Origin of the sequence: Thiomicrorhabdus sp. Milos-T2 (genome assembly GCF_000702325.1) — a bacterium.
In the GTDB taxonomy this organism is placed as follows: domain Bacteria; phylum Pseudomonadota; class Gammaproteobacteria; order Thiomicrospirales; family Thiomicrospiraceae; genus Thiomicrorhabdus.
The window spans coordinates 2,147,375-2,173,966 of the sequence record NZ_KL370891.1 but is presented as its reverse complement, the minus strand read 5'-3'; the positions used below and the strand labels follow the sequence as shown (position 1 = coordinate 2,173,966).

Annotated in this window: 22 protein-coding genes, 3 tRNA genes and 3 rRNA genes; 22 read left to right on the top strand and 6 right to left on the bottom strand. The window is 40.4% G+C overall.

The features are described from left to right. Window positions 1-98: 98 nt before the first annotated feature. The 4 genes from BS34_RS0109825 (at window position 99) to BS34_RS0109810 (ending at window position 2,397) form a co-directional block, all read left to right on the top strand. On the top strand, window positions 99-539 hold the full coding sequence (locus BS34_RS0109825) for a rhodanese-like domain-containing protein (protein ID WP_029408347.1): 441 nt from the start codon (window positions 99-101) through the stop codon (window positions 537-539). Between the two features lie 56 nt (window positions 540-595). After that, window positions 596-850 carry a glutaredoxin 3 gene (grxC, locus tag BS34_RS0109820; RefSeq protein ID WP_029408346.1) on the top strand — a complete coding sequence of 85 codons (255 nt, stop codon included), beginning with the start codon at window positions 596-598 and terminating at the stop codon, window positions 848-850. A gap of 71 nt (window positions 851-921) precedes the next feature. Beyond that, a complete protein-coding gene (secB, locus tag BS34_RS0109815; RefSeq protein ID WP_029408345.1) occupies window positions 922-1,374 on the top strand; it encodes a protein-export chaperone SecB in 453 nt (150 codons plus the stop codon). A 15-nt stretch (window positions 1,375-1,389) separates the two neighbouring features. Then, on the top strand, window positions 1,390-2,397 hold the full coding sequence (locus tag BS34_RS0109810) for an NAD(P)H-dependent glycerol-3-phosphate dehydrogenase (protein WP_029408344.1): 1,008 nt from the start codon (window positions 1,390-1,392) through the stop codon (window positions 2,395-2,397). Window positions 2,398-2,456: 59 nt separating this feature from the next. Here BS34_RS0109810 and BS34_RS0109805 read toward each other — a convergent pair whose 3' ends face one another. Next, entirely contained in the window at window positions 2,457-2,921 is a 465-nt protein-coding gene (locus tag BS34_RS0109805) for a tRNA (cytidine(34)-2'-O)-methyltransferase (protein WP_029408343.1), read from the bottom strand. A 14-nt stretch (window positions 2,922-2,935) separates the two neighbouring features. Here BS34_RS0109805 and BS34_RS0109800 point away from each other — a divergent pair, with 14 nt between their 5' ends. From BS34_RS0109800 to fabB, 11 genes are all read left to right on the top strand, one after another. After that, on the top strand, window positions 2,936-3,889 hold the full coding sequence (locus BS34_RS0109800) for a dihydroorotate dehydrogenase (RefSeq protein ID WP_029408342.1): 954 nt from the start codon (window positions 2,936-2,938) through the stop codon (window positions 3,887-3,889). A gap of 86 nt (window positions 3,890-3,975) precedes the next feature. Next, window positions 3,976-5,166, top strand: a complete 1,191-nt coding sequence (tyrS, locus tag BS34_RS0109795; protein WP_029408341.1) for a tyrosine--tRNA ligase — start codon at window positions 3,976-3,978, stop codon at window positions 5,164-5,166. 848 nt (window positions 5,167-6,014) lie between these two features. After that, a 16S ribosomal RNA gene (locus BS34_RS0109790) occupies window positions 6,015-7,558 on the top strand. A gap of 72 nt (window positions 7,559-7,630) precedes the next feature. Continuing rightward, a tRNA-Ala gene (locus tag BS34_RS0109785) sits at window positions 7,631-7,706 on the top strand. 38 nt (window positions 7,707-7,744) lie between these two features. Next, window positions 7,745-7,821, top strand: a tRNA-Ile gene (locus tag BS34_RS0109780). Window positions 7,822-8,407: 586 nt separating this feature from the next. Further along, window positions 8,408-11,439: ribosomal RNA gene (locus BS34_RS0109775) — 23S ribosomal RNA — on the top strand. 223 nt (window positions 11,440-11,662) lie between these two features. Beyond that, window positions 11,663-11,777 (top strand): 5S ribosomal RNA (gene rrf, locus BS34_RS0109770). Together the 16S, 23S and 5S rRNA genes with 2 tRNA genes alongside form the textbook arrangement of a ribosomal RNA operon. A gap of 228 nt (window positions 11,778-12,005) precedes the next feature. Further along, complete coding sequence (locus tag BS34_RS0109765; protein ID WP_029408340.1) at window positions 12,006-12,770, top strand: type III pantothenate kinase; 765 nt, start codon at window positions 12,006-12,008, stop codon at window positions 12,768-12,770. Window positions 12,771-12,827: 57 nt separating this feature from the next. Continuing rightward, window positions 12,828-12,903: transfer RNA gene (locus tag BS34_RS0109760), tRNA-Thr, on the top strand. 122 nt (window positions 12,904-13,025) lie between these two features. Continuing rightward, window positions 13,026-13,541: a 3-hydroxyacyl-[acyl-carrier-protein] dehydratase FabA gene (fabA, locus tag BS34_RS0109755; RefSeq protein WP_029408339.1), complete on the top strand. Its 516-nt coding sequence runs from the start codon at window positions 13,026-13,028 to the stop codon at window positions 13,539-13,541. 2 nt (window positions 13,542-13,543) lie between these two features. Beyond that, window positions 13,544-14,764, top strand: coding sequence for a beta-ketoacyl-ACP synthase I (gene fabB, locus BS34_RS0109750; protein WP_029408338.1), 1,221 nt, complete (start codon window positions 13,544-13,546; stop codon window positions 14,762-14,764). Between the two features lie 148 nt (window positions 14,765-14,912). Here the strand turns inward: fabB and BS34_RS0109745 are convergent, their stop codons facing one another. From BS34_RS0109745 to ftsY, 3 genes are read right to left on the bottom strand one after another with little or no spacing between them, the layout of a single operon-like run. Further along, entirely contained in the window at window positions 14,913-15,503 is a 591-nt protein-coding gene (locus tag BS34_RS0109745; RefSeq protein WP_029408337.1) for a transglycosylase SLT domain-containing protein, read from the bottom strand. Continuing rightward, a complete protein-coding gene (locus BS34_RS0109740) occupies window positions 15,500-16,360 on the bottom strand; it encodes a DUF2914 domain-containing protein (protein ID WP_029408336.1) in 861 nt (286 codons plus the stop codon). The genes BS34_RS0109745 and BS34_RS0109740 overlap by 4 nt, the downstream gene beginning before the upstream one ends. Before the next feature lie 14 nt (window positions 16,361-16,374). Then, window positions 16,375-17,694 (bottom strand): signal recognition particle-docking protein FtsY, encoded by a 1,320-nt coding sequence (gene ftsY, locus BS34_RS0109735; protein ID WP_029408335.1) that lies wholly within the window; start codon window positions 17,692-17,694, stop codon window positions 16,375-16,377. A 188-nt stretch (window positions 17,695-17,882) separates the two neighbouring features. Here ftsY and BS34_RS0109730 point away from each other — a divergent pair, with 188 nt between their 5' ends. Further along, window positions 17,883-19,274, top strand: a complete 1,392-nt coding sequence (locus BS34_RS0109730; protein ID WP_029408334.1) for a M16 family metallopeptidase — start codon at window positions 17,883-17,885, stop codon at window positions 19,272-19,274. A gap of 11 nt (window positions 19,275-19,285) precedes the next feature. After that, window positions 19,286-20,593 carry a M16 family metallopeptidase gene (locus tag BS34_RS0109725; protein WP_029408333.1) on the top strand — a complete coding sequence of 436 codons (1,308 nt, stop codon included), beginning with the start codon at window positions 19,286-19,288 and terminating at the stop codon, window positions 20,591-20,593. A 495-nt stretch (window positions 20,594-21,088) separates the two neighbouring features. On the opposite strand, the gene BS34_RS12690 is transcribed toward BS34_RS0109725, so the two are convergent. Further along, the gene (locus BS34_RS12690; RefSeq protein WP_029408332.1) at window positions 21,089-21,655 is read right to left on the bottom strand and encodes a DUF4136 domain-containing protein; all 567 of its coding nucleotides are present in this window, start codon (window positions 21,653-21,655) and stop codon (window positions 21,089-21,091) included. 260 nt (window positions 21,656-21,915) lie between these two features. On the opposite strand from BS34_RS12690, the gene BS34_RS0109715 reads away from it, so the two are divergent. From BS34_RS0109715 to coaD, 3 genes are all read left to right on the top strand, one after another. Next, window positions 21,916-22,746, top strand: a complete 831-nt coding sequence (locus BS34_RS0109715) for a CvfB family protein (RefSeq protein WP_029408331.1) — start codon at window positions 21,916-21,918, stop codon at window positions 22,744-22,746. Window positions 22,747-22,769: 23 nt separating this feature from the next. Beyond that, window positions 22,770-23,405, top strand: a complete 636-nt coding sequence (rsmD, locus tag BS34_RS0109710) for a 16S rRNA (guanine(966)-N(2))-methyltransferase RsmD (protein ID WP_038126342.1) — start codon at window positions 22,770-22,772, stop codon at window positions 23,403-23,405. Between the two features lie 107 nt (window positions 23,406-23,512). Next, window positions 23,513-23,995 (top strand): pantetheine-phosphate adenylyltransferase, encoded by a 483-nt coding sequence (gene coaD, locus BS34_RS0109705; RefSeq protein WP_029408329.1) that lies wholly within the window; start codon window positions 23,513-23,515, stop codon window positions 23,993-23,995. A gap of 30 nt (window positions 23,996-24,025) precedes the next feature. On the opposite strand, the gene BS34_RS0109700 is transcribed toward coaD, so the two are convergent. Continuing rightward, on the bottom strand, window positions 24,026-24,493 hold the full coding sequence (locus tag BS34_RS0109700; RefSeq protein ID WP_051640789.1) for a hypothetical protein: 468 nt from the start codon (window positions 24,491-24,493) through the stop codon (window positions 24,026-24,028). A gap of 347 nt (window positions 24,494-24,840) precedes the next feature. Between BS34_RS0109700 and BS34_RS0109695 the strand changes: the two genes are divergently transcribed. Next, complete coding sequence (locus BS34_RS0109695; protein ID WP_029408327.1) at window positions 24,841-25,650, top strand: TOBE domain-containing protein; 810 nt, start codon at window positions 24,841-24,843, stop codon at window positions 25,648-25,650. A 93-nt stretch (window positions 25,651-25,743) separates the two neighbouring features. Next, complete coding sequence (modA, locus tag BS34_RS0109690) at window positions 25,744-26,520, top strand: molybdate ABC transporter substrate-binding protein (RefSeq protein WP_029408326.1); 777 nt, start codon at window positions 25,744-25,746, stop codon at window positions 26,518-26,520. Window positions 26,521-26,592 lie beyond the last annotated feature (72 nt).

Here is a 26,592-nt window from a genome sequence, read left to right as displayed (position 1 = left end):
GTTACCACCATATAAATAATTAGTCAATTCGGTTTATTGTATCGAGTTTCGCTGTTAAAATCATCAGGTTTGAAAATATACATACCAAGGGAATGTAAATGTTTAATGAATTCTTTCAAGATCAGTGGCCTTTATTTGTTGCTGTAGCTGTCATTATTGCGATGCTGATTTATAGCTATGTTGGCGATAAAATCGCAGGTTACCAATCTGTTAACACCGATCAAGCAACTCGCCTATTTAACGACGATGCGTTTGTACTTGATGTGAGATCATCCGGAGAATTTAGAGAAGGATATATTGGTAATGCTTTAAATATCTCTGCAGCGGATGTAGGCTCTAAATTAGGGCAATTACCATCTGATAAAACTACGCCTATTTTGATTTATTGTTTGTCTGGGGCACGTTCTGCTCGTGCAGCAGGTACGTTGGCTAAAAATGGTTATACCAATGTAAATAATTTATCCGGTGGTATTAATGCGTGGAAAGCCGCGGGTTTGCCAGTAGGTAAAGAAAAGTCTAAAAAAAACAAAAAAAAGTAAAGAAAGGTAGTTCGCCTTCTGTAAAAGAAGACGTTTTGCCAAAAAAAGGAAAAAACATGGCTGAAGTCGTAATTTATTGCACAGCAACGTGCCCATTTTGTGTGATGGCAAAACGTTTATTTGACTCAAAAGGAGTTGAATATCAAAGCATTGATATTGGTAATGATGCTGAAAAGTGGGCAGAGTTAGAAGCTAAAACTGGTCGAAATACTGTTCCGCAAATTTTTATTGGTGAACAGCATATTGGTGGCTTTGATGATTTATCAGCTGCCGATAAACGCGGCGAAGTTGACTCATTACTAAAAGCATAATTTTAGATGAGAGCTTTGCGCGAGTGACTCTCAAGCAAAGTTCTTTATTAAAACTGAACTAAGGAATAATCATGTCTGAAGCACCACAACAAACATTTGTAATTCAAAAAATCTATACAAAAGATGTCTCTTTTGAATCACCAAATACTCCTGAACTGTTTACTACAGAATTTCAGCCAGGCCTCTCAATGGATTTAAATGTTGAAAGCCGAAATTTAGAAGGCGATGTTTATCATGTCGTTGTTCGTGTTACGGCGCAAACTGAGATTGAAGAAAAGACTGCTTTTTTATGTGAAGTTGAACAAGCAGGAATTTTTACCATTGGTGGCTTTAATGACGCAGAGTTATCTTATATGTTAGGTGTTCAGTGCCCTAATGCGTTATTTCCATATGCACGTGAAACCGTTTCTGATTTAGTCGCTCGTGGAGGATTTCCTCAGTTATTGCTTGAGCCTGTTAATTTTGAAGCAATGTATCATGAGCATATGCAGCAACTTGCTCAAGAATCAGAAACAGCGCAATAAATTTTAGGCATTCACTTGAGTTGTCCTCATAAAATAGCGGTTTTAGGTGCGGGTGCTTGGGGTACCGCTTTGGCTTTGCATTTAGCTAAGGTTGGGCATAGCGTAAATTTATGGACTCATCGCCAGCAACAAGCAGAGCAGCTTAAAACAGAACGTGAAAATTCACGTTATTTGCCCGGTGTTGTTTTGCCAGATAACCTATACCCAATGGCAAGTTTAAAGGACGCGCTTGAACAGGTTGAAAGTATTTTAGTGGTTGTCCCTAGTAATGCTTTTAGAGAAACCTTAATTGCCATTAAAAGTTTACTTAAAGAAAAGTCTTGTCATATCGCTTGGGCAACCAAGGGGTTTGAACCGGTAACTCAAAAACTGTTGCATGAAGTGGCGTTTGAAGTTTTAGGTAAAGAGGCTAATGTCACGGTTTTATCTGGACCAACATTTGCCAATGAAGTCGCTAAAGGTTTACCTACTGCCATGGTGAGTTCTTCTAACCAAAAGAACGAAGCTCAATATTGGGCGGATCTATTTCATTGTGATTCTTTTAGAATGTACACTCAATCAGATATGATTGGGGTTGAGGTGGGTGGCGCCTATAAAAATATCATGGCGATTGCGACAGGTATAAGTGACGGATTAGGTATGGGGGCTAATGCTCGAGCCGCTCTAGTGTCACGAGGCATGGTTGAAATGATGCGTTTAAGCCAAGCTTTAGGTGGGCAAACTGAAACCATTATGGGGTTAGCAGGCCTGGGTGATTTAGTGTTAACTTGTACAGATGATTTATCTAGAAATCGCCGATTTGGTTTTGGCTTGGCTCGTAATGATATGAATTCTGAGCAAGTGATGAATGAGATTGGTCAAGTGGTTGAAGGTGCTAAGGCGGTAAATACGGTTAAACAGCTGGCGGATAAATTAGGTTTAGACTTACCTATTATGGAGCAGGTTTACCTGCTCGTTTCGGAACAGATAACACCAAAGCAAGCGGTTAAAGCGTTAATGACACGTTCAGGTAAGTCTGAGTAATAAGTTTATATAAACCTACCACACCCCGCGAGGGGGTATAACGGCCTGGTGGGTTGTGTTTACAATTCCATATTAAAATCAAGTTGACGCCAAGCTTCATAACTAACCAAAGATACGGCATTAGCTAAGTTTAAGCTTCTACCGCCAGGCATCATCGGAATGGTTAATCTTTGTTCTGGGGGCAAGCTTGCAATCACTTCAGCTGGAAGCCCTCGGGTCTCTGGGCCAAACATAAAAGCATCGCCATTTTCAAATTTGGGCTCTGTATAATAGCGAGTAGTTTTTGTGGTTAGCGCAAAAACTCGATTAGGTTTTACGTCTTCAAGACAGCTTGCTAGGTTTTGGTGTTCATGAACGTTAGCCAATTCAGCATAGTCTAATCCGGCTCTACGCACCTTTTTTTCACTTAAGTCGAAAGTAATGGGGTGAATTAAATGTAAGTGAGCGCCCATGTTGGCGCTTAGGCGAATTAAGGCGCCAGTATTTTGCGGGATTTCAGGCTCGTAAAGAATAATATGTAACATATAGGATAGTTTCTGTGGTTGATTTATCGGTCGATTTTTGTGGTATGCATTTTACTTCCCCTGTAGCCATGGCTTCAGGAAATGCAGGATACGGCATAGAATACCAGTCTGTCTCAGGCTTTTCCAATCGAGATGTGGGAGCGGTATTTTTAAAAGGCACTACATTAGAGCCTAAACTCGGTAATAAGCCTGATCGAGTCATGGAATCACCTAGTGGTCTATTAAATTCAATTGGTTTGCAGAATCCTGGGGCAAAGGCTGTTATTAATGAATATTTGCCAAAGTTAGATTTAAGTCAGTCGCAGTTTATTATTAATGTATCGGGTTCAAGTATTGAAGAATACGCAGAGGTGGTTCGCTTGTTTAATGACACCGCTTTGCCAGCGATTGAAGTAAATATTTCTTGCCCGAATGTTAAAAAGGGTGGGGCAGCTTTTGGTAATGATCCTGATATGGCGGCAAGAGTGGTTGAAGCCTGTAGAGCAAATACAACTAAACCGTTAATTGTTAAATTGTCACCTAACCAAACGGATATTGCTGAAGGTGCAAGGCGAGTCATTGATGCGGGTGCAGATGCACTGTCAGCTATAAATACGTTAATGGGAATGCAAATTGATGTGAATACCCGCATGCCAACGCTTGGGAATAATCAAGGTGGTCTATCCGGGCCGGCAATTAAACCTGTTGCGTTGTTGAAAGTACATCAAGTGTATCAAGTCGCTAAGCAACATAATGTTCCAATCGTTGGTTTGGGTGGTATTGCGAGTGCAGAAGATGCGATTGAATTTTTATTGGCAGGCGCATCCATTGTGGCAATTGGTACGGCGGTGGCAAAAGACCCTTTATTAGTTAAAAAGGTTAATAAAGGCATTGCTCAATATTTAAAAGCAAATAACATGACTTCAGTGTCTGAGCTCACTGGAAAATTAGAATTAAATACTGACACAGTTTTGTGTGGTGCGGTTTAATCGGTTCTACCAGGCCTTTATCCCCCCCTTGCGGGGTGTGGTTGGTTAATAAATAACAAATTTAATAAATTTAAGTAAGTATGAATATGAAAACAGTACAAGAGCAGTTAGCCATTATTAAACGTGGTGCAGATGAAATTTTGGTTGAAAAAGAATTAATTGAAAAATTAGAAAAAGGTCAGCCATTGCGCGTTAAAGCCGGTTTTGATCCAACAGCTGCAGATTTGCACTTAGGTCATACCGTTTTAATTAATAAATTAAAGCAATTTCAAGACTTAGGTCATCAAGTACTGTTTTTAATTGGCGACTTTACCGCAATGATTGGTGATCCAACGGGTAAAAGTGTTACTCGTCCACCATTAACAGCAGAAGAAGTGCTTCAAAATGCTGAGACCTATAAAGAGCAGGTTTTTAAAATTTTAGACCCAGAAAAAACGAAGGTTGTGTTTAACTCTGAATGGATGTCTAAGATGTCTGCCGCTGATTTAATTCAATTAGCAGGAAAACAAACTGTAGCCAGAATGCTTGAGCGTAATGATTTTGGTGACCGTTATGCAGCGAATACACCGATTGCTATTCATGAGTTTTTATATCCACTTGTTCAAGGTTATGATTCCGTTGCGCTAGATGCAGATATTGAATTGGGCGGAACAGATCAAAAGTTTAACTTGTTAATGGGGCGGACTTTACAAGGGCATTACGGTAAGCCACAACAATGTACATTAACAATGCCTATTCTTGAAGGTTTAGATGGTGTGCAAAAGATGTCTAAATCTTTAAATAACTATATCGGCATTAAAGATGCACCAAATGATATGTTCGGTAAGGTGATGTCTGTCTCTGACGATTTAATGTGGCGCTATTATGAGTTACTCAGCTTTGAAAGTATTGAATCAATAGAAGAGTTAAAGCAAGCTGTGCAAGAGGGTGAAAACCCAAGAAATGTTAAAGTAAAGTTGGCATTAGAACTCATTACACGTTTCCACTCTGAAGAAGCTGCTCAAAATGCATTAAAAGACTTTGAAACCAAATTTAGTAAAAATGCTATTCCTGATGATATTGATGAAGTCACAATTGAAGGTGAAATGCCATTAGCTAATTTATTAAAAGAAGCAGGCCTGGTAAATACAACCTCTGATGCGCATCGAATGACTAAGCAGGGAGCGGTTAAAATTAATGGCGAAAAAGTGAATGATAGCCGACAAATTATGCCAACAGGGTCAACTTCAGTTTATCAAGTGGGTAAACGTAAGTTTGCCAAGATTACAATTGCTTAAAAGCAGGGGATATATTATCTATCTTATATAATTTTGTTTTATGCGCTTAAGGTTTATAAGTGAATTAAAGCTTACATAAATAGAGTGCATGGGTAATGTAATAATCAATGTGATAGGTAATTTGATAAGTAATGCTTAAAAAGCGCCGTCGAAAGACGGCGCTTTTTTCGTTTAAGCAAAGCACTAAATAAAATCAGACCCTTTAAAAACAACCACACCCCGCAAGGGGGTATAAAGGCCTGGTTGTTTAGATAATCATTCCTGTTTAAAACACCTATAAAATAAACCCAAATTCCTCAAAATGTGAATAACCCTGTGGATAAGTAGTGAGTAAAGTGGGGTTAACTCTAAAAATGTCATAAAAGCGTAAAAAAGTATAAAAAAGGTGAATAAAGGGGTTGCGTTGTTGGTGGAAATGACTAGAATACGCACCTGTTCCAACGCAGACACCCAAAACAAGCAACTTAGTTGCGAGTAAGCGTGGTTGAGAACACCGCTTAAAGCCTACGGGTTTTACAGGTTGATTAAAAAATGAGTTGAAAATAATTTAAAATAAATTGTTGACAACGAATTCTAAATCAGCTTACAATAAGCGGCTTACCGAGAAGGAAAAGCAATCGAATTTAATTCGACTCTTCATCTTCTCGAAGAGACCTAAGTTCTTTAAAAATCAGGTAATTCAGAGATAATTTATGTGGAAACTCCTTAAGTGAGTAACCAAATAAAAAATCTCGATTTTTGACAAAAATGTATTTGGTAATAAATAATTTATTATTTTTATCATGTTTCACTTTGTCAATTCCGAGTGTTTATTTCCTGAGAAGGAATTGAAATATATCAGCAAGATTAAACTGAAGAGTTTGATCCTGGCTCAGAATGAACGCTGGCGGTAGGCTTAACACATGCAAGTCGGACGGAAACGATGAAAAGCTTGCTTTTCAGGCGTCGAGTGGCGGACGGGTGAGTAACGCGTGGGAATCTACCCTATAGTTGGGGACAACATATGGAAACGTATGCTAATACCGAATATGCTCTACGGAGTAAAGGTGCCCTCTCCTTGGAAGGTATCGCTATAGGATGAGCCCGCGTGAGATTAGTTAGTTGGTAAGGTAATGGCTTACCAAGGCAACGATCTCTAGCTGGTTTGAGAGGATGATCAGCCACACTGGGACTGAGACACGGCCCAGACTCCTACGGGAGGCAGCAGTGGGGAATATTGCACAATGAGCGAAAGCTTGATGCAGCCATACCGCGTGTGTGAAGAAGGCCCGAGGGTTGTAAAGCACTTTCAATTGTGAGGAAGATAGTGTCGTTAATATCGGCATTGTTTGACGTTAACTTTAGAAGAAGCACCGGCTAACTCTGTGCCAGCAGCCGCGGTAATACAGAGGGTGCAAGCGTTATTCGGAATTACTGGGCGTAAAGCGCGCGTAGGCGGATTATTAAGTCAGTTGTGAAAGCCCTGGGCTCAACCTGGGAACTGCATCTGATACTGGTAGTCTAGAGTTTAAGAGAGGGAAGTGGAATTCCAGGTGTAGCAGTGAAATGCGTAGATATCTGGAGGAACATCAGTGGCGAAGGCGACTTCCTGGCTTAAAACTGACGCTGAGGTGCGAAAGCGTGGGTAGCGAACGGGATTAGATACCCCGGTAGTCCACGCCGTAAACGATGTCAACTAGTTGTTGGTCTTATTAAAAAGATTAGTAACGCAGCTAACGCGATAAGTTGACCGCCTGGGGAGTACGGTCGCAAGATTAAAACTCAAAGGAATTGACGGGGGCCCGCACAAGCGGTGGAGCATGTGGTTTAATTCGATGCAACGCGAAGAACCTTACCATCCCTTGACATGTAGAGAACTTTCTAGAGATAGATTGGTGCCTTCGGGAACTCTAACACAGGTGCTGCATGGCTGTCGTCAGCTCGTGTCGTGAGATGTTGGGTTAAGTCCCGCAACGAGCGCAACCCTTATCATTAGTTGCTACCATTTAGTTGAGAACTCTAATGAGACTGCCGGTGATAAACCGGAGGAAGGCGGGGACGACGTCAAGTCATCATGGCCCTTATGGGATGGGCTACACACGTGCTACAATGGGGGGTACAAAGAGCAGCCAACTGGCAACAGTGCGCGAATCTCAAAAAACCCTTCGTAGTCCGGATTGGAGTCTGCAACTCGACTCCATGAAGTCGGAATCGCTAGTAATCGCGGATCAGAATGCCGCGGTGAATACGTTCCCGGGCCTTGTACACACCGCCCGTCACACCATGGGAGTGGATTGCAAAAGAAGTAGGTAGCTTAACCTTCGGGAGAGCGCTTACCACTTTGTGGTTCATGACTGGGGTGAAGTCGTAACAAGGTAGCCCTAGCGGAAGCTGGGGCTGGATCACCTCCTTTAAGATAAAAATGGTTGCGAGCTTAAGTGAGTTTTCACATAAATTGTCTCTGAATTACATGAAAGTACAAACTGGGGCTATAGCTCAGCTGGGAGAGCGCCTGCCTTGCACGCAGGAGGTCTGCGGTTCGATCCCGCATAGCTCCACCAAATTCAATTTGGGGAGCCTGCTCCCCAAATAAATATTTGGGTCTGTAGCTCAGTTGGTTAGAGCGCACCCCTGATAAGGGTGAGGTCGGTGGTTCAAATCCACCCAGACCCACCAATTTTTAGTTGATCTTGAATCTTTTTACTTGCTCATTTGCTTATCGCAAACTTCGCAAATAAAAATATCCAACCTCAAGCAAAAATGGTACGTTTTAACAAAGATGCATTTCACTATCAATACGTTTTAAAGTAAAAAAGCTTTAGAATTTATTTACAGTGGAAAACACTGAAAGTTCTTTAAAAATTTGGAATAGATCTCTCGATTGAGGTTTTAAATGCAAACTTTACTTATTGATTTATCAATAGGCACTGTAGTTGGTTTAAGACTCAATCAATGAGAAGCCCAACGCTCAGCCGACATTTGAGCGTTGGGTGTGGTAAGTCTCCCTTCCAGGGGCTTACCACGCAAAACTGGATAGTTTTTAAGCATTGCTTAGAAATTATCAAGTATAGGTAAAATATATAATTGAGAATACTCAAGCGTATATCATGACAGCGAAAACAGACAATTCATGTTGTTTGTTTTAAAACTTTTAGTTGCATACTCTCATCAGACCTTATAAACAGAAGCTTAATGATTAAATGGTATAGCTACCAAATTAAGTGGAGTTAACAAAAGGCATAAGGTTATTTTTGAGTTGTATAGTTAAGTGACTAAGCGTATACGGTGGATGCCTAGGCAGAAGAAGGCGATGAAGGACGTAGTAACTTGCGATAAGCCACGGGGAGCCAGTAAACATGCTTTGATCCGTGGATTTCCGAATGGGAAAACCCATCCAATATGGATATCCTGCTTGCAGGAGGCTAACCCGGGGAACTGAAACATCTAAGTACCCGGAGGAAAAGAAATCAACCGAGATTCCCTAAGTAGCGGCGAGCGAACGGGGACCAGCCCTTAAGCATTTATAAGATTAGTAAAATAGTCTGGAAAGTCTAACGATACAAGGTGATAGTCCTGTATACGAAAATCTTTTAAGTGTGAAATCGAGTAAGACGGGACACGAGAAATCCTGTTTGAAGATGGGGGGACCACCCTCCAAGGCTAAATACTCTCTTCTGACCGATAGTGAACCAGTACCGTGAGGGAAAGGCGAAAAGAACCCCTGAAGGGGAGTGAAATAGAACCTGAAACCGTGTACGTACAAGCAGTAGGAGCCCCTCATTAAAGGGTCTTTATCCGAGCGATAAAATGCTCAAAAGCGAAGCAGTGTTTGAACAAGGTCGTTATTTTAGATGAGAACCGTAGCGCAGTGTAGCCAAAGCTACATGAGCAACGGAAGTGAATCAAAATGGCGAGATTGTCAAACAATGCAAGCGGAAGATTTTTTAATGAGGGGTGACTGCGTACCTTTTGTATAATGGGTCAGCGACTTACATTATGTAGCGAGATTAACCGAATAGGGGAGTCGTAGGGAAACCGAGTCTTAAATGGGCGACTAGTTGCATGGTGTAGACCCGAAACCGGGCGATCTATCCATGGCCAGGTTGAAGGTGCCGTAACAGGTACTGGAGGACCGAACCCACGTATGTTGAAAAATGCGGGGATGAGCTGTGGATCGGAGTGAAAGGCTAATCAAGCCCGGAGATAGCTGGTTCTCCTCGAAAACTATTTAGGTAGTGCCTCATGTATCACTGTTGGGGGTAGAGCACTGTTATGGTCTAGCGGTCCGTCAAGGATTAGCAGCCCATTGCAAACTCCGAATACCAACAAGTGCAATCATGGGAGACAGACTGCGGGTGCTAACGTCCGTAGTCAAGAGGGAAACAACCCAGACCGCCATCTAAGGTCCCTAAATATTACTAAGTGGGAAAGGATGTGGGAAGGCTCAGACAGTCAGGAGGTTGGCTTAGAAGCAGCCACCCTTTAAAGAAAGCGTAATAGCTCACTGATCGAGTCGGCCTGCGCCGAAGATTTAACGGGGCTAAGTAATATACCGAAGATGCGGATGCCGTAAGGCATGGTAGAGGAGCGTTCTGTAAGCCTGCGAAGGGGCATTGTAAAGTGTCCTGGAGGTATCAGAAGTGCGAATGCTGACATGAGTAGCGATAAAGGGAGTGAAAAGCTCCCTCGCCGAAAGACCAAGGTTTCCTACGCAACGTTAATCGACGTAGGGTTAGTCGACCCCTAAGACGAGGCCGAGAGGCGTAGTCGATGGGAAGCAGGTTAATATTCCTGCACTAGTTATTACTGCGATGGAGGGACGGAGTAGGCTAAATCAGCCTGGCGATGGTTGTCCAGGTTTAAGGATGTAGGCAGATATCTTAGGTAAATCCGGGATATTAATGCTGAGATCTGATGACGAGTCCTCTTTTGGACGAAGTGATTGATGCCATGCTTCCAAGAAAAGCTTCTAAGCTTCAGGTAATAACTAATCGTACCCCAAACCAACACAGGTGGTCAGGATGAGAATTCTAAGGCGCTTGAGAGAACTCGGGTGAAGGAACTAGGCAAAATGGTACCGTAACTTCGGGAGAAGGTACGCCCTCTTAAGTGAAAGACTTGCTCTGTAAGCTCTAGAGGGTTGCAATAAAATGGTGGCTGCAACTGTTTACTAAAAACATAGCACTGTGCAAAATCGAAAGATGACGTATACGGTGTGACGCCTGCCCGGTGCCGGAAGGTTAATTGATGGGGTTAGCTTAGGCGAAGCTCTTGATCGAAGCCCCGGTAAACGGCGGCCGTAACTATAACGGTCCTAAGGTAGCGAAATTCCTTGTCGGGTAAGTTCCGACCTGCACGAATGGCGTAATGATGGCCACACTGTCTCCACCCGAGACTCAGCGAAATTGAAATCGCAGTTAAGATGCTGCGTACCCGCGGCTAGACGGAAAGACCCCGTGAACCTTTACTACAGCTTTGCACTGGACTTTGATACTATCTGTGTAGGATAGGTGGGAGGCTTTGAAACCGAGACGCTAGTCCCGGTGGAGCCAATCTTGAAATACCACCCTGATATTATTGAGGTTCTAACCTCGACCAGTGAATCCTGGTCAGGGACAGTGTATGGTGGGTAGTTTGACTGGGGCGGTCTCCTCCTAAAGAGTAACGGAGGAGCGCGAAGGTACCCTCAGCACGGTCGGACATCGTGCAATGAGCGCAAGAGTAAAAGGGTGCTTGACTGCGAGACTGACACGTCGAGCAGGTGCGAAAGCAGGTTCTAGTGATCCGGTGGTTCTGTGTGGAAGGGCCATCGCTCAACGGATAAAAGGTACTCCGGGGATAACAGGCTGATACCGCCCAAGAGTTCATATCGACGGCGGTGTTTGGCACCTCGATGTCGGCTCATCACATCCTGGGGCTGAAGTCGGTCCCAAGGGTATGGCTGTTCGCCATTTAAAGTGGTACGCGAGCTGGGTTTAGAACGTCGTGAGACAGTTCGGTCCCTATCTGCCGTGGGCGTTGGAAATTTGAGGGAGGCTGCTCCTAGTACGAGAGGACCGGAGTGGACGAACCGCTGGTGTTCGGGTTGTTATGCCAATAGCATTGCCCGGTAGCTACGTTCGGAAAGGATAACCGCTGAAAGCATCTAAGCGGGAAACCTGTCCCAAGATAAGATTTCCCTAGACTTTAAGTCTTCTGAAGGGCCGTTAGAGACTATGACGTTGATAGGCAAGGTGTGGAAGAGCAGTAATGTTTGAAGCTAACTTGTACTAATTACCCGTGAGGCTTAACTATACAACTCAAAAGTGACTTGTGATGATGAGACATTATCAAATTGACATTATCAAATGATAAGACATCAATGCCAAGCGATGTTGTGATATACCTTGACTATTATCGATTATATATGACATAAAAACCTAATTAATGTTGCATTGAGTGATCAGTGTGATGAATAGACGATCTATTCCAAAGAATTTTACGTGGTTGACTAATCTCAGCCCGTAACACCAAATTGCTTGGTGACAATAGCAAGATGGAACCACCTGATCCCATTCCGAACTCAGAAGTGAAACGTCTTAGCGCCGATGGTAGTGTGGGAGGTCCCATGTGAGAGTAGGTCATTGCCAAGCTTATATTCTAAAAACCCGTTATATCTCTGATATAGCGGGTTTTTTTTTGGCTTAATTTATTCGAGATTTTGTCATTATTATTCAATTTGAACTTTGCTGATAAACTATGAATTATTCAGTGCGATAGTCATTATATTGTGTATCATATCGTTCACTTATATTAGGCAGCATTGTTGCTTTACAGATGATATATGGAATTATGATGTTCTCCTTGGATTTTGATTACTTATGAATAAATTATTTATAGATATTGGCAACAGTTTAGTTAAAAGTGCGACTGTTATTGATAGTCAATATAAAACTAATGATGCGATTACATTAGTTGAATTGTTAGACAGCAAATTGCAGAAATTAGAAGAAAATGGTATTCCAAGTGAAGTTTACATTTGCAGTGTGGCTGACGATGCCCAGGTAGAAATCTTAACTTCTATGATCCAAAATAGATGGAGTATATTTCCAATTAGACTATCATCACAACAAAACTGTTGTGGTCTTAAATCAGGATATGAAGTATTTACTAAATTAGGTGCAGACCGCTGGTATGCGATGCAGGGTGGCATAGCTATCTATGACTGTCCTTTAATTATTATTGATGCGGGTACTGCCTTAACCATTGATTCGGTTATTGATGGTAAACACATAGGTGGTTTTATTGTTCCAGGTCTGTATACGATGCATTCATCTTTATCTGTAAGTACAGCTAATTTAGAGATAGAGGGTCAGGATAATGTTAATGTTGAATTCAATGATGGTCAGTTATTAGCAAATAATACACAGTCAGCAATTTTGGGTGGCACACTATATATGGTTGCAGCGTACGTTAATCGTGTCATTTATGACTTAAGTTGTCAGATGGAAACCCAATTTAAGGTGCTTATCACCGGCGGGGATGCTGTTCAAATAGGGCGAATTTTAGATGTGTCGTATGACTATATTCCTGACCTTGTTTTACAAGGAATGGTCAATACCGTTGAGGCTGTAAAAAAAGTATAAAAAAGTTTATAAAAGTGTTGACACTTTTCTGCCAAGTCTTATAATACGCACCAACTCGCCGACATAGCACAATTGGTAGTGCAACTGATTTGTAATCAGTAGGTTTCAAGTTCAAGTCTTGATGTCGGCACCATATTTTAAAGCCCGTAGTTTCATAAGAAACTACGGGCTTTTTTGTATTCTGTTTAACGCATTGAATTGCACTCTTACGTCCTGTTATAATGTAGGGTATTTGATACAACATTGGTAAACCAAATGGAACAACAATCTAGTTATACAAGAGAAGAACTTTTATCAAGTGGCCGTGGTGAGCTTTTTGGTCCTGGTAATGCACAATTGCCATTACCTCCTATGCTTATGATGGATCGTATCACGCATATTTCTGAAGAAGGTGGTGCTTATGGTAAGGGTCAAATTCGCGCTGAACTAGATATCACAAAAGATCTTTGGTTTTTTGAATGTCACTTTAATGAAGATCCTGTCATGCCTGGTTGTCTTGGTTTAGATGCTATGTGGCAATTAATAGGTTTTTTTCTTGGTTGGACAGGTGGTCCTGGGCGTGGACGTGCATTAGGTTCAGGTGAAGTTAAGTTTTATGGTCAAGTTCTTCCAACAGCTAAAAAAGTAGAATACGTTATTGATATGAAACGTGTAATCAAACGTAAGTTATATATGGGTCTTGGTGACGCTAAGATGTTTGTAGATGGCCGTGAAATTTATAGTGCAACAGATTTAAAAGTTGGCTTATTCACTAATACGGATAATTTTTAATTATGAAAAGAGTCGTTATTACAGGTGTAGGTATTGTTTCTAGTATTGGTAACAATGTAGAAGAAGTTACACAATCTTTAAAAGATGGTCAGTCTGGTATTGTCTTTGCACCAGAGTATGCTGAAAACGGAATGCGTTCTCAGGTACATGGTGCAATTAAAAATCTACAATTTAAAGATCATATTGACCGTAAGCAATTACGTTTTATGGGTGATGCTGCAGCTTATTCTTATATTGCTATGCAGCAAGCAGTTAAGGATTCAGGTTTAACTGAAGATCAAATTTCTAATCCTCGTACCGGTTTAATTGCTGGTTCGGGTGGTGGATCTAACTCTAATTCTACTCAGGCGGTAGAAATTGCACGTGAGAAAAGTGTGAAACGTGTTGGTCCTTATATGGTAACTCGCACTATGGGTTCAACCGTTTCGGCTTGTCTAGCGACACCTTTTAAAATTAAAGGAATTAACTATTCAATCAGTTCAGCGTGTTCAACTTCAGCACATTGTATTGGGTCTGCAGTAGAACAGATTCAACTTGGTAAGCAAGATGTTGTATTTGCAGGTGGTGGTGAAGAGCTTCACTGGACAATGTCTGTTATGTTTGATGCGATGGGTGCTTTATCTTCTAAATATAATGATACGCCTGAAAAATCTTCTCGTGCCTATGATGCTGACCGTGACGGTTTTGTTATTGCAGGTGGCGGTGGAATGGTTGTTGTTGAAGAGCTAGAGCACGCTTTGGCTCGTGGCGCTAAAATTTATGCTGAAATTACTGGTTATGGCGCTAACTCTGATGGTTATGACATGGTTGCTCCTTCTGGTGAAGGTGCTGTGCGTTGTATGCAGATGGCGTTATCTACGGTTGATGGTGATGTGGATTACATTAACCCTCATGGAACATCGACTCCTGTTGGAGATACTAAAGAAACTGCGGCAATTCGTGAAGTCTTTGGTGAGAATATTCCAAAGATTAGTTCAACTAAATCAATGTCTGGTCATTCATTAGGTGCAGCAGGTGTACATGAATTTATCTATAGTTTAATGATGTTAGAAAATGACTTTATTTGTCCTTCAATTAATATTGAAAACTTAGATTCAGAGTGTGAAGGTATGCCTATCGTTACTGAGCGTATTGATAATGCGGGATTAAACCGTATTATGAGTAACAGTTTTGGTTTTGGTGGTACAAATGCATCGGTTGTTTTTGAGCGTTATAAAGGTTAATTAATCGTATCAAAATATCCGTAAGCTACTAGACCCAGGCCTGGTAACTTTTAAAAAACCGAGAAGGGATAATCCTAACTCGGTTTTTTTGTATCTAATCTTTTTGTGTAATCCCTTAATGCGAGTTAATGCAAAGTTCTGCTTAATCTTATCGACAACGATAATATTGTTTTTTATACATTCTTGCTCGATTGGATACTTTTTTGGCCACAGCCAACAGCCATTTCTTTTTTAAATAAGTGCGGCGTGAATAACCGCCACGTCCTTCGTGATAGGCCAAATATAACTTATAAGTATCCTTACGGGAAATTTTAAGGCGTTTGTAAGATTGGTAGTTATACCAGCCAATGAAATCTAAAGAGTCTTCAATATCTGATCTAGATGCTCCCCAATTTCCAGTGGCTTTCATATAATCATGCCAGGTCCCGTCTTTGGCTTGAGAGTAGCCATACGCTGATGATTTTCTAGGTAAAGGAATCATGCCTAAAGCATACTCTCTAGGCGGCTGAGCATTAGGTTTAAAGCGTGATTCCTGATGTACCAAAGCCATTAAAACGTAGGGTGGAGTTCCCCATTTTTTATAAGACTTGTAGGCGGCTGATTTCCATTCTCGATCGTGACTATAAATTGAGCAAATATTATCGTAAGTCTTTTTAGGTGGTGGCGTGGAGCTACAGCCAGTCATAAGGAGAGTTATTAATGATAAACTGAGAACTAATAGGCTTTTTAAAGGTTTCAAGGTTTACCCCCATAATTAAACGATAGTCGGTAGATAACATTTTTATTGCTATCCAATACTTCAATATACCATTGTCCTAGCCAAGCACTCGAAAGCTTTTTAGTAGACCAGGTCTTAAATTTATTGCTTCCAATTGGAAGTGCTATTGTTGCTAATATTTGGTTGTTGGTGCGCCAACGATGATAAATGGTTTGACCATTTGCGTTTTCAATTTCTGTAAAAAATGCCAATTTGCGTATGTACTTTGGCACACGGTTGCTGAGAGGCGAAATAGGTTCTCTATTTTCAATATTTTCACTTAAAACCGCTTGCTTAACCGTAATTGAGCTTTTTATTATAGGGTCTAAACTCAAAGGTGCATCAACAGCTTGTTGTTGTTTGTTCAACTCCAGGTCTTTTCTTTGCTGATTTGAGAGCAGAGATAGGGTAGGTAATGATGAGCTTGAGTTAGCAATGTTTGCAGGGGATGACTTTGCTAGATTTGTATCTGGCGAAGGCTTTGAGTCTGGTAATTTTTGAGTATCACTTTTAGAAGGTTTCACCTCTAACCGAGCTTGTTGCTCTGCAATATCAGATTCAATGTTTTTAATCATTAAGCTTGCCGTAGCAATACCACCTAACACCATAAAAGCGAACCAAATAAAACGAGTGCGCCAGTTGGGTTTGTTTTGTATTTGGTAATTCAGCGACATATCTTCAATGGCTTGTTCCCAGCCTTGTTGAAAATACTCCCGCATCATCATGTCTCGACGAACCTTACTGGGCATGCTGGTGACTCGTTTACCGTCAACGGCCATTCTATAGCCTTGCTTAAAGGCGTATTGATAGTCGATATTGTCGGTATCAGGAAGTTGCATGGTTTCTTAATCGTTTAACGGGTTGTCGATTGGTCAAACAAAGCTTCGGTAAAACTTCTGCTGTCAAAGGTACGCAAATCATCAATAGATTCACCAACACCAATAAATCGAATGGGAATTTGGCGTTGCTCAGCAAGGGCAAAAACAATCCCCCCTTTAGCTGTGCCATCTAATTTAGTGAGAGTAATTCCAGAAACCTCAACCGCTTCTTGAAACTGTTGCGCTTGATTCAACGCATTTTGTCCTGTTCCAGCATCGATTACTAACATCACCTCATGAGGCGCCGTGTCATCCACTTTAGCAATAACACGTTTTACTTTTTTAAGCTCTTCCATTAAATTGGACTGCGTGTGCAAGCGACCAGCGGTGTCAGCAATAAGAACATCAACCTTTTTGGCTTTAGCGGATTGAATCGCATCAAAAATAACCGCGGCTGAATCGGCACCTGTTTTTTGAGCCATAACCGGAACATTGTTGCGTTCTCCCCAAGTTTGAAGCTGCTCAACCGCCGCTGCACGAAAGGTATCTCCTGCCGCAAGCATGACCGATTTGCCTTCAAGTTGATATTTTTTAGCCAACTTACCAATGGTTGTAGTTTTACCGACGCCATTAATACCGACCATTAAAATCACAAAGGGGCCGGAATTTTCGGCCAAATGGGTATCAATGTCTAAAGGTTTAGACATGGGATCTAGGATTTCTTGTAATTGATTTTTTAGTGAGTTAATTAGGGCTTCAGGGTTTCTAAGTTCTTTGCGAGAAACTTGTTCCGTTAAGTTCTGAATAATACGATCAGTGGCATCAATCCCTACATCCGCGGTTAGTAAAATCATTTCTAACTCATCAAGCAGGTCGTCGTCAATCTCTTTACGACCTAACACTAAGCTAGCAAGACTTTCTGTAAAACTGTGTCGTGTTTTACTTAATCCTTTTTTAAGACGAGTAAAAAAGCTCGATTTTTCCTCGGGCTCCTCATCTAGTGTAAGGTCTTTAGTTGATTTAGAGGTAGGTGCAGCAGGTTCAATATTTTCTAGAGATTGATCATTCGCTTCTGTTTCTATGACAGACTTAGTTTTTATAACTGGTTCAGTTTGAATTGTTTCGTCTATTTTTGCTTGAGGTTCTTCGGTGGCTTCCACTTCTTCAACAAGTGTTGTCTGTTGCACCATAGAGGGTTCGTTAGCGGTGTCCTGAGTATTAGAATCTTCTTGAGTATTAGCATTTTCTTGATGGCTGGATTCTGAAGTGACTTCTTGATTCTCTTCAATAGCAGTATCAATGGCGTCTTCTGTTGTCTCTTTTTGGTCTTTTTTGCGGCGCAAAAAACTAAACATTTGTTTATCCTAAAGCTTGTTAGATATGAGTATTGGGGTTAAATTCAAGTTTTATTCATACTTAAATTATCAACTATCGCTATTATAAAGTAATTCATTAATAAGATGGGTGAAGACAATAGGCAATATAGTTTTCAGTTGTTCATCTTACCGATTAGTCTAATTTAACAAAGCGTGAAGGAATTACTATGTCATTTTGGAAAAAACAGACAACCCCTTGGATAGCGGGTATTTTACTCTCGTTAACCAGTAGTTTAAGTTTTGCCAATGTTACTGAATTTACTTTAGATAACCAAATGAAAGTTCTTGTCAAAGAGGATCACCGCGCTCCGGTAGTGGTTCATCAAGTTTGGTATCGAATTGGTTCTAATTTTGAACATAACGGTAAAACCGGTATATCTCATATGCTTGAACATATGATGTTTAAAGGGACTAAAAAACTTAAGCCGGGCGAGTTTTCAAAAATCGTTTCAAAGCTGGGTGGTCAAGAAAATGCCTTTACTTCTACCGATTACACCGCCTATTACCAGGTGATTGGTAAACAGCATTTGGGTGAAGTCATGCGTTTGGAGGCTGACCGAATGCGTAATATTGTTCTAACGGATGCAGAGTTTAAAAAAGAGCGTGATGTAGTCACCGAAGAACGTCGTTGGCGTACTGAAGATAAGCCTACGGGTAAATTATATGAGCAATTTATGGCAACCGCATTTGTGAACAGTCCACCACATCATCCGGTTATTGGTTGGATGACTGATATTAGAAACTGGAAAGCGGAAGATGTTCGTAAATGGTATAAGCGTTGGTATGCGCCCAATAATGCGACATTAGTCGTGGTAGGGGATGTTAATCCTCAAGAGGTTTATCAGTTGGCGCAAAAATATTATGGACATATCGAGCAAGAAACAATCACGCCGCCAGAACCCCAAATAGAGATTGAGCAAGAAGGCCCAAGACGTATTGTCTTAAAAGGCGCGACTAAAACGCCAAGTCTATTAATGGGGTTTCATGCGCCAACATTGGTTACCGCTAAAAATGAGGAACAGCGAAAAGAAGTCTTTGCTTTAGAAGTGTTAAGTTCTATTTTAGACGGAGACGATTCTGCTCGTTTAACCAAAGACTTAGTTAGAAAACAGCAAATTGTTGCCAGTGCTGGTGCCGGCTATGATGCGACTTCTCGCTTAAAGACATTATTTATGTTTAGCGCAACACCGTCTGAAAATGTAACCCCAGAACAGACTGAACAAGCTATTTGGAGCGAAATTGAAAAACTCCAAACTACGCCAGTTTCACAAGCAGAATTGGATAGAGTTTTAGCTCAATCAGAAGCCCAATATGTATATCATCAAGATTCGGTGCAGTCACAAGCGATTGTTTTAGGTTCTTTAGTCAGTGTTGGATTACCCGCTGATACCCTTGATAAATGGGTTGATGAACTGCGTAAAGTCACGCCACAAGAAGTGCAGGCGGTGGCTAAAAAATATTTGCAAAAAGATAAAGTCACCGTGGGTACTTTATTACCAAATGGCAAAACGATTCATAGAAAAGCCGGTGCAGGCATGCATTTAGGAGATATTCACTAATGAAAGATTTTATGACAAAACCAATTTACCAGGCCTGGTTATTTATCGGGACTTTATTGCTCAGTGTTTCGGCCTTTGCAGGTGTCAATATTCAAAGTTGGCAAACTGAGAATGGCGCAAAAGTGATGTATGTTCAGGCTAAGCAGCTTCCTATGCTGGATATTGAAATGACTTTTGATGCGGGTTCTGCAAGAGATGGTGATGTTTGGGGGCTTGCTTCAATGACTTCAACGTTACTGGGTACCAGTACTTCTAAACTTAATGAAGAGCAAGTATCCGAAACCTTTAATAACATTGGCGCTCAGATGGGGTCTAGTGTCAGTCGTGACAATGCTTCTATCTCTTTGCGAACCTTAACGCGACCAGAAATTATGAAAACGGCTCTGAATAATTTTGCCAATTTATTGAGTGATAGCCAGTTTAAAAAAGCCATTTTTAAGCGTGAGATGCGACGTCTAAAAATTGGTTTAAAACAAAACTCAGTAAAACCACAAATTATGGCTAATGAGGCATTATGGAAGGCATTATATGGTAAGCATCCTTATGCTCATCCTGTGTCAGGAATGCTTGAATCGGTGGATAATATTACGCTAGATAAAATCAAAGCGTTTTATAAAAAATACTATGTGGCTTCAAATGCAGTCATTGCCATTGTGGGTAATGTCGATAAAGCTCAAGCGAAAGTCATTGCCAATCAATTAACTAAAAACTTGCCACGCGGTACAAAACCACCAGGCCTGGTAAGTCCCCAAAAGACACCTAAAAAACAAACCATAAAAGTTGATTTTGATTCAACCCAAACCTATTATTCTTTAGCTCAATTGGGTATTGAACGGGGAAATCCGGATTATGTCCCTTTATTTGTTGGTAATCATTTATTGGGTGGAGCTGGGTTTGGCTCATTATTAATGGAAGAAGTTCGTGAAAAACGCGGCTTGGTGTATAGCGTTTACAGTTATTTTGCGCCACAAAAAGTCACAGGCCCTTTTATCATAGGGCTATCAACCAAAAATGCGACCGCTAATGAAGCTGATAAAGTCGTCAGGGAAACCTTAAATGCCTTTTTAAAGGACTTCTCAGATAAAAAACTGCAAGCGATTAAAGATAATTTAATTGGTGGTTTCCCATTAAGGGCAGACAATAATGGCAAGATCTTAGGGTATATTTCAATGATTGGTTTCTATGATTTGCCATTAGATTATTTAGATGAGTTTCCCAAACTAATTGAAAAAGTCACAAAGCAAGATGTCCTTAAGGCTTGGAGAAAGCACGTAAAACCTGCGAATATGATAAATATTATGGTCGGTAAACCTCAGTAATTTGTAGCTCATGAAGTTCATGAAGTTCAATGTTTAAAATTTAAATATGATATGAGGCCTTTGCATTCCATTGGGTGCAAAGGCCTTTTTTAATTAATCTGAAAAAATTTAACTGAATCTGATAACCGAAGTGAATTAATAAGTTAACTTGATAACCATTAGTTACGAAATTTGAGTTATTTTGCTCTTTTGGAATGTTTAATATTGAAGCTAGGACAAACGCCTTAAGTCCCCTTGTAATAAAGGGTGCAAGGTTCTTAGTGTAGTGAACGGTAAAAAAACGCTGCTGTTTGAGCGCAGCGAGTTCAGCGTTTTCAGTTCACAAGCTTAGAACTTGCCCGTTTATGCAGTGGGGTTTGTTTTTTGGTTACTTTTTGCCAAACTGCAAAAAGTAACGGGAAGCCTGAGTGACAAAAATTAAGGCAAAGTATTGTATTTAAAAAGGCTTCTCAACTCTTGTAATGATTGATGAAATTTTAGCTATTTTATTACTCATTATGGCTTTGGTGGGTATTGTTCCAAAATTGCGCTTACTACTTTATTAACAACCTTAGTTGTTTCATTTGGAGTGCTTTGCTCTACTAGTCTTGACGGGCTGATACCGCGCCAAACTAATTGGTTATTTCGATTGATAATATCAATCACCAAACGCCCTTCTTCATATTCATAAAGATCGGGAGAAGTGTTAAACATAACACCACCATGTCCCCCAAATACACCAAAGCCAAATGTAGTTGAAACAGGGTCTGTTTGTAATACACGTTTAGTTGAGTAGTGATAAGTTACAAAAGCATCTACCAGGCCTGGTTGACGGGTTGAAATCCCTTTAAGTTTTAATTGTTCTGTAATGGCATTTTGAATGCGTTTTGCCATTAATGGATTTTTCTGCGCAAAAGTAATGGCTTTAGGTGCAACTTGTTGTTTAGTTGGTAACCAAGCGACTGAGCGTATGCTAGAAAAATCAACACTGGTGTCATAGTCTTGATTGACCGAAACAGTAGAACAACCACTCATTACCATTGGAAGTATTGAAAAGCCGATAATGATCCATATTTTTTTCATAAATTCTCCTAGCCTATAATTGGCTGGTTTGAGCGGTTTCAATAAATGTTTTTTGAATTAAAGCCGCATCAAAACTGGCACGAGTTAATCCAAAAAAATAAATTATCTTTGTTTATACCTTAAGAGTTATCACTTAACAAGTGCTAACAAATAATGAACTAAAAAGTGTATCCAAAGCGACAGAACTAAATAAGCTACAGTAAATTACCCGGCATGGTTATAATTACGGCAAAGTTCTATTACGTAAAAAGGTTTTGAAAATGGCTCAAATTGGACAGATGAATCAATTACAAATTGTTAAAGAGGTCGAATTTGGACTCTATTTGGATGGTGGTGATTTAGGTGAAATTTTATTGCCTAAACGCTATGTTCCTGCCAAAGCCAAAGTGGGTCAGACGCTCGAAGTTTTTATTCATTTAGATTCGCAAGACCGTTTAGTAGCCACCACTGATAAGCCTCTGGCGGAGATAGGTGAGGTAGCTCATTTAAAAGTAACCGATGTAAATCGAACTGGCGCTTTTATGGATTGGGGTATGCCAAAAGATTTATTAGCTCCTTATGCAGAACAGCGCGTGCCTATGGAGCAGGGTAAGTCGTATTGTGTATTTCTTTACATTGATTTAAGTGGTCGTATTGCCGCCTCTAGTAAATTGAGTATGCATTTAAAAGAAACTAACGATACGTTTAAGAGCGGTCAACCAGTAAAACTAATGGTGGTTAGCAGAAGTAAAATGGGCTATACCGCATTAATTAATGGTACTCATTTAGGCTTAATTCACAATAGTGATATTTTACAGCCTTTAAGAATGGGGCAAAAAATGCAAGGCTATATTAAAGGGATTCGTCCAGACCATAAAATTAACCTTACTCTACAAAAACGTGGTCAAGAAGCTCAAGATGAATTAGGGCAAATGATTATGGCAGTATTAGAAGCTAATGATGGTGTTTCAGAATTAACCGATAAAAGTACGCCGGAGGCGATTTTTGATCGTTATCGAGTGAGTAAAGCTAGTTATAAAAAAGCATTAGGGCGTTTACTTTCCGCTAAAAAAATCGAAATTACGCCGCAACAAATAACCTTAGCTAAATAAAACCATAAATTCATAACTCTATTATGTCTAAAAACAAACGTTATCACACCCAAGCAAAACCCTCTAAACAATCTACCCGGCCTGGTCGGTCTAAAGCAGACAGTTTAGGAGAGGTGCGTATTATTGGTGGTGACTGGCGTGGTCGAAAACTTCCTGTGTTGAATGCAGAAGGCTTAAGACCTACTTCTGATAGGGTTCGTGAAACGCTGTTTAACTGGTTGCAGTTTGACGTACCAGGAGCCACCTGTTTAGATGTTTTTGCGGGTTCTGGCGCATTAAGCTTTGAAGCCTTATCACGAGGTGCCAAACACGCTACTTTATTAGAGTTAGATATCGCTAATTCAAAACAGCTTAAACAAAACTTACTGACCCTTAAGGTTGATAATGCGCAAGTTGAACAAACAGATAGTTTACAGTGGCTTTCTAATCAATCGGATTCAGTATTTGATTTGGTCTTTTTAGACCCACCTTTTCATCAAGACTTAATGCAAAAATCGGTAGATTTACTGTTTAAAAATGGTTATGTAAATCACCAGGCCTGGTTATATTTAGAACAAGAAAAACCACTAGATTGGCCATTATTACCAAATGGCTGGATTTGTCATAGAGAAAAAAACACATCACAAGTTCGTTTTGGTTTGTTTAAATTTGACGAGTGAGTCTTGCGTTGTAAATTAAAAATAATATTTTTATTGATACGCTTAACGTAAAATGCGTTGAAACCATCACTAAGATGAAAATAAAGACTTCAATTTAAAGGAATTTCATGTCTATTACTGCGGTTTATCCAGGTACATTTGATCCGATTACTTGCGGACATTTTGACTTAATTGAGCGAGCTGGACGTTTTTACGATCGCCTAGTGATTGCGGTAGCGGATAACCGTAATAAACAATCACTTTTTACTCTAGAAGAAAGAGTCTCTTTAGCTAAAGCGGTAACCAAAGATATGCCAAATGTAGAGGTTGTTGGATTTAGTGGTCTATTGGTTGATTTTGTAAAAGAGATTGATGGCCAGGTTTTATTACGTGGCTTAAGAGCGGTTTCGGATTTTGAATATGAGTTTCAATTAGCGTCAATGAACCGTAAATTAGCCCCAGAAGTTGAAACCATGTTTATGACGCCAGCGGAACAATACGCTTTTATTTCATCGAGTTTAGTTCGTGAAATCTCCGCTTTAGGTGGCGATGTATCAGAATTTGTTCACCCGGTTGTCGGGCAAGCTTTAAAGCAAAAACAAGCACTTTAAAGCGATAATCTTAGACTCTTGTAAAGGCCTCTATTTACGATTGTTCGTTTCTAACGTATATGGGATTTGAATTTGCATGCCATCTTTTTGATGAATCATCAATGTGACTTGCCAGTTCATTGTTTGATTGGTACAAAATGCCAACATAGATGTTCCTATATATCGAGTAGGGCTTGCAGGGGTCAACGTTACGCGGTTATAACCCATATACATATTAATACCGGTAATATCTAGCTCAACTTTTTGCACATCTAAATTCTCAATATCCACCTCAATTCCTAATGGCCTAGCAATCGGAATAGGGTGTGGACTAATTTTTAAGGTGACCTTAGCACCGTCCTTTTCTGCCGTACAGCTTTCTTGGTGTAAATTACACGCTTTATCCGTTGGCCATTGCACAATGTTATCTTGCGAATGATTACTGCAGCCATTTAAACCAAAAAGGCTGAACAATATGATTGCCAATGCGGGGCGATAAAGGCTAAGAGTTTGTTTCATGAAAAGCATCCTTGTACACATCTTCGTAAACTAGTCGACTGATGATTTAAATTACCACCTACTATTACTATATTCAATGATTTCATTTATAAAGTGAGACCTTTGCACGAGAGTATGCACGAATAAAAATGGTTAAAATTCACCCGATTTTTGTTGAAAAACTTGCGAATAGCTAGCTATTCCCTGCGTTTTCCGCCGCAATCAGGCAAATTTTTCCTCATTTTTCTTTCGCACCTATCTTGTGAAAAGGTCTCAGAATGAATACTTTCTGACTATTTATCAAGCCTTGACAATAAAGAGATGATAACTCAAAATGTGCATCGTTATGTATTAAAGGTAATATAGCTTTGTTAGAATCCCATCCTGAACAACTTGTGCACGCATTTTTAATGGGTTCTAAGCAGTCCCGTTCGGGACAAAGACGCCTAGAATTGTTAAATAAAATTGCTTCTTTGGGGTCTTTATCTGCCGCAGCTAAAGCGTGCGGTTTAAGTTATAAAGGGGCTTGGCAGGCTATTGAAGCGATGAATTTGGCTGCAGAAAAACCTTTGGTAACCGCTCAAAAAGGTGGTTCTGGGGGCGGGGGAATGGTATTAACGCCGGCAGGTCAGGCGTTGTTATCCGCTTATCAACTGTTTAACGAGCAAATGCAGCATTGGATGAGGGATTTAGAAAATCTTTCACCAGGAGTACTCAGCCAATTAGAAATCATGAGAAAAGTATCAATGAAAACTAGTGCAAGAAATCTATTTCATGGTTCGGTAATTAAAATTACAAAAGGCCCGGTTAATTGTGAAGTGGTTTTAGTCATTGGCGAACACAGAGAAATCGTTGCGCAAATTACTCCGGACAGTGCAGAGCGCTTGGGTTTAGAAATCGGGTCAGATGCCTTCGCTTTAATTAAAGCGAGTTGGGTTATTTTAAGTGAAGACATTCAAGGTAAATTTAAAACCAGTGCCCGCAATATGTTTTGTGGCGAAGTGCTTGCCATAGAGACTGGCGCGGTTAATAGCGACGTGACTTTTGATATAGGTGGAGGTCAAAAAATGTCGGCGGTTGTGACTAATCAAAGTATCGATAACCTTGAACTAGTAGAAGGTAAACGCTGTTGTGCATTGGTCAAAGCAAGCCATGTTTTATTGGCAATAGCAGATTAATAGCCGATTAACAAAAGATTAACAACAGATGAACAAAAGAATTAAACGTTAAGAGTCCTTTTTATGCAAAGGTCTCGTTATAGAGGAAATACCATGAGAGTAAAACAAATAAGCCTTTCGGTTGTGTTAATGGCATCCATATTAGGCAGTTCAGCCGCAACTGCTCAAGAGAGTATTCGTATAGCGGTGGCATCTAATTTTTTGGCCACATTAAAATCGTTATCCAAGGACTTTACCGCTGAAACCGGGATTAAAGTACAAGTCTCTAACGGTGCAACGGGGATGTTATATGCGCAAATAAAAAAAGGGGCTCCTTATGATCTATTTTTTGCAGCAGATGCGGCGCGACCAGAACGATTAGAGAAAGAGGGCTTGATTGAACCGAATAGTCGTTTTACCTATGTTACCGGTAAATTAGTCGCCTGGTCACCTGATGCACATAAAGTTTCACCTGACTTAACCCGGTTTAATCCTAATAACCCACGTTTACATTTTTTTGCTATTGCCAATCCAAAGACGGCACCCTATGGTTTAGCGGCGGTAGCCACCTTAAAACATTATGGTTTTTATGAACCTTTAGTCTCACAGAATAAAATTGCCTTAGGTGAAAATGCGGGCAAAACCTTTCACTATGTTGTGAGTCAAAATGCTCAGATAGGGCTTATTGCAAAATCTTATGTTTCTAATCCTAATAAAACAATTGGCGGCAAATATTTTGAAATTCCAAGCAACCTTTATCCCAAGTTGCTTCAACAAGCGGTGGTGTTAAAAGGTAAACAAACGCCAGCAACCCAAGCTTTTTTAAAGTTTTTTAAATCTCAAAAAGCACGTAAAAAAATTGAAGCCTATGGTTACGGTTTAGGAGATTAAAATGTGTTGAGACCTTTGCACCCAAGGGCATAAACACGAGAGTATGTACGAGTAAAAATGGTTCTAGGTGCC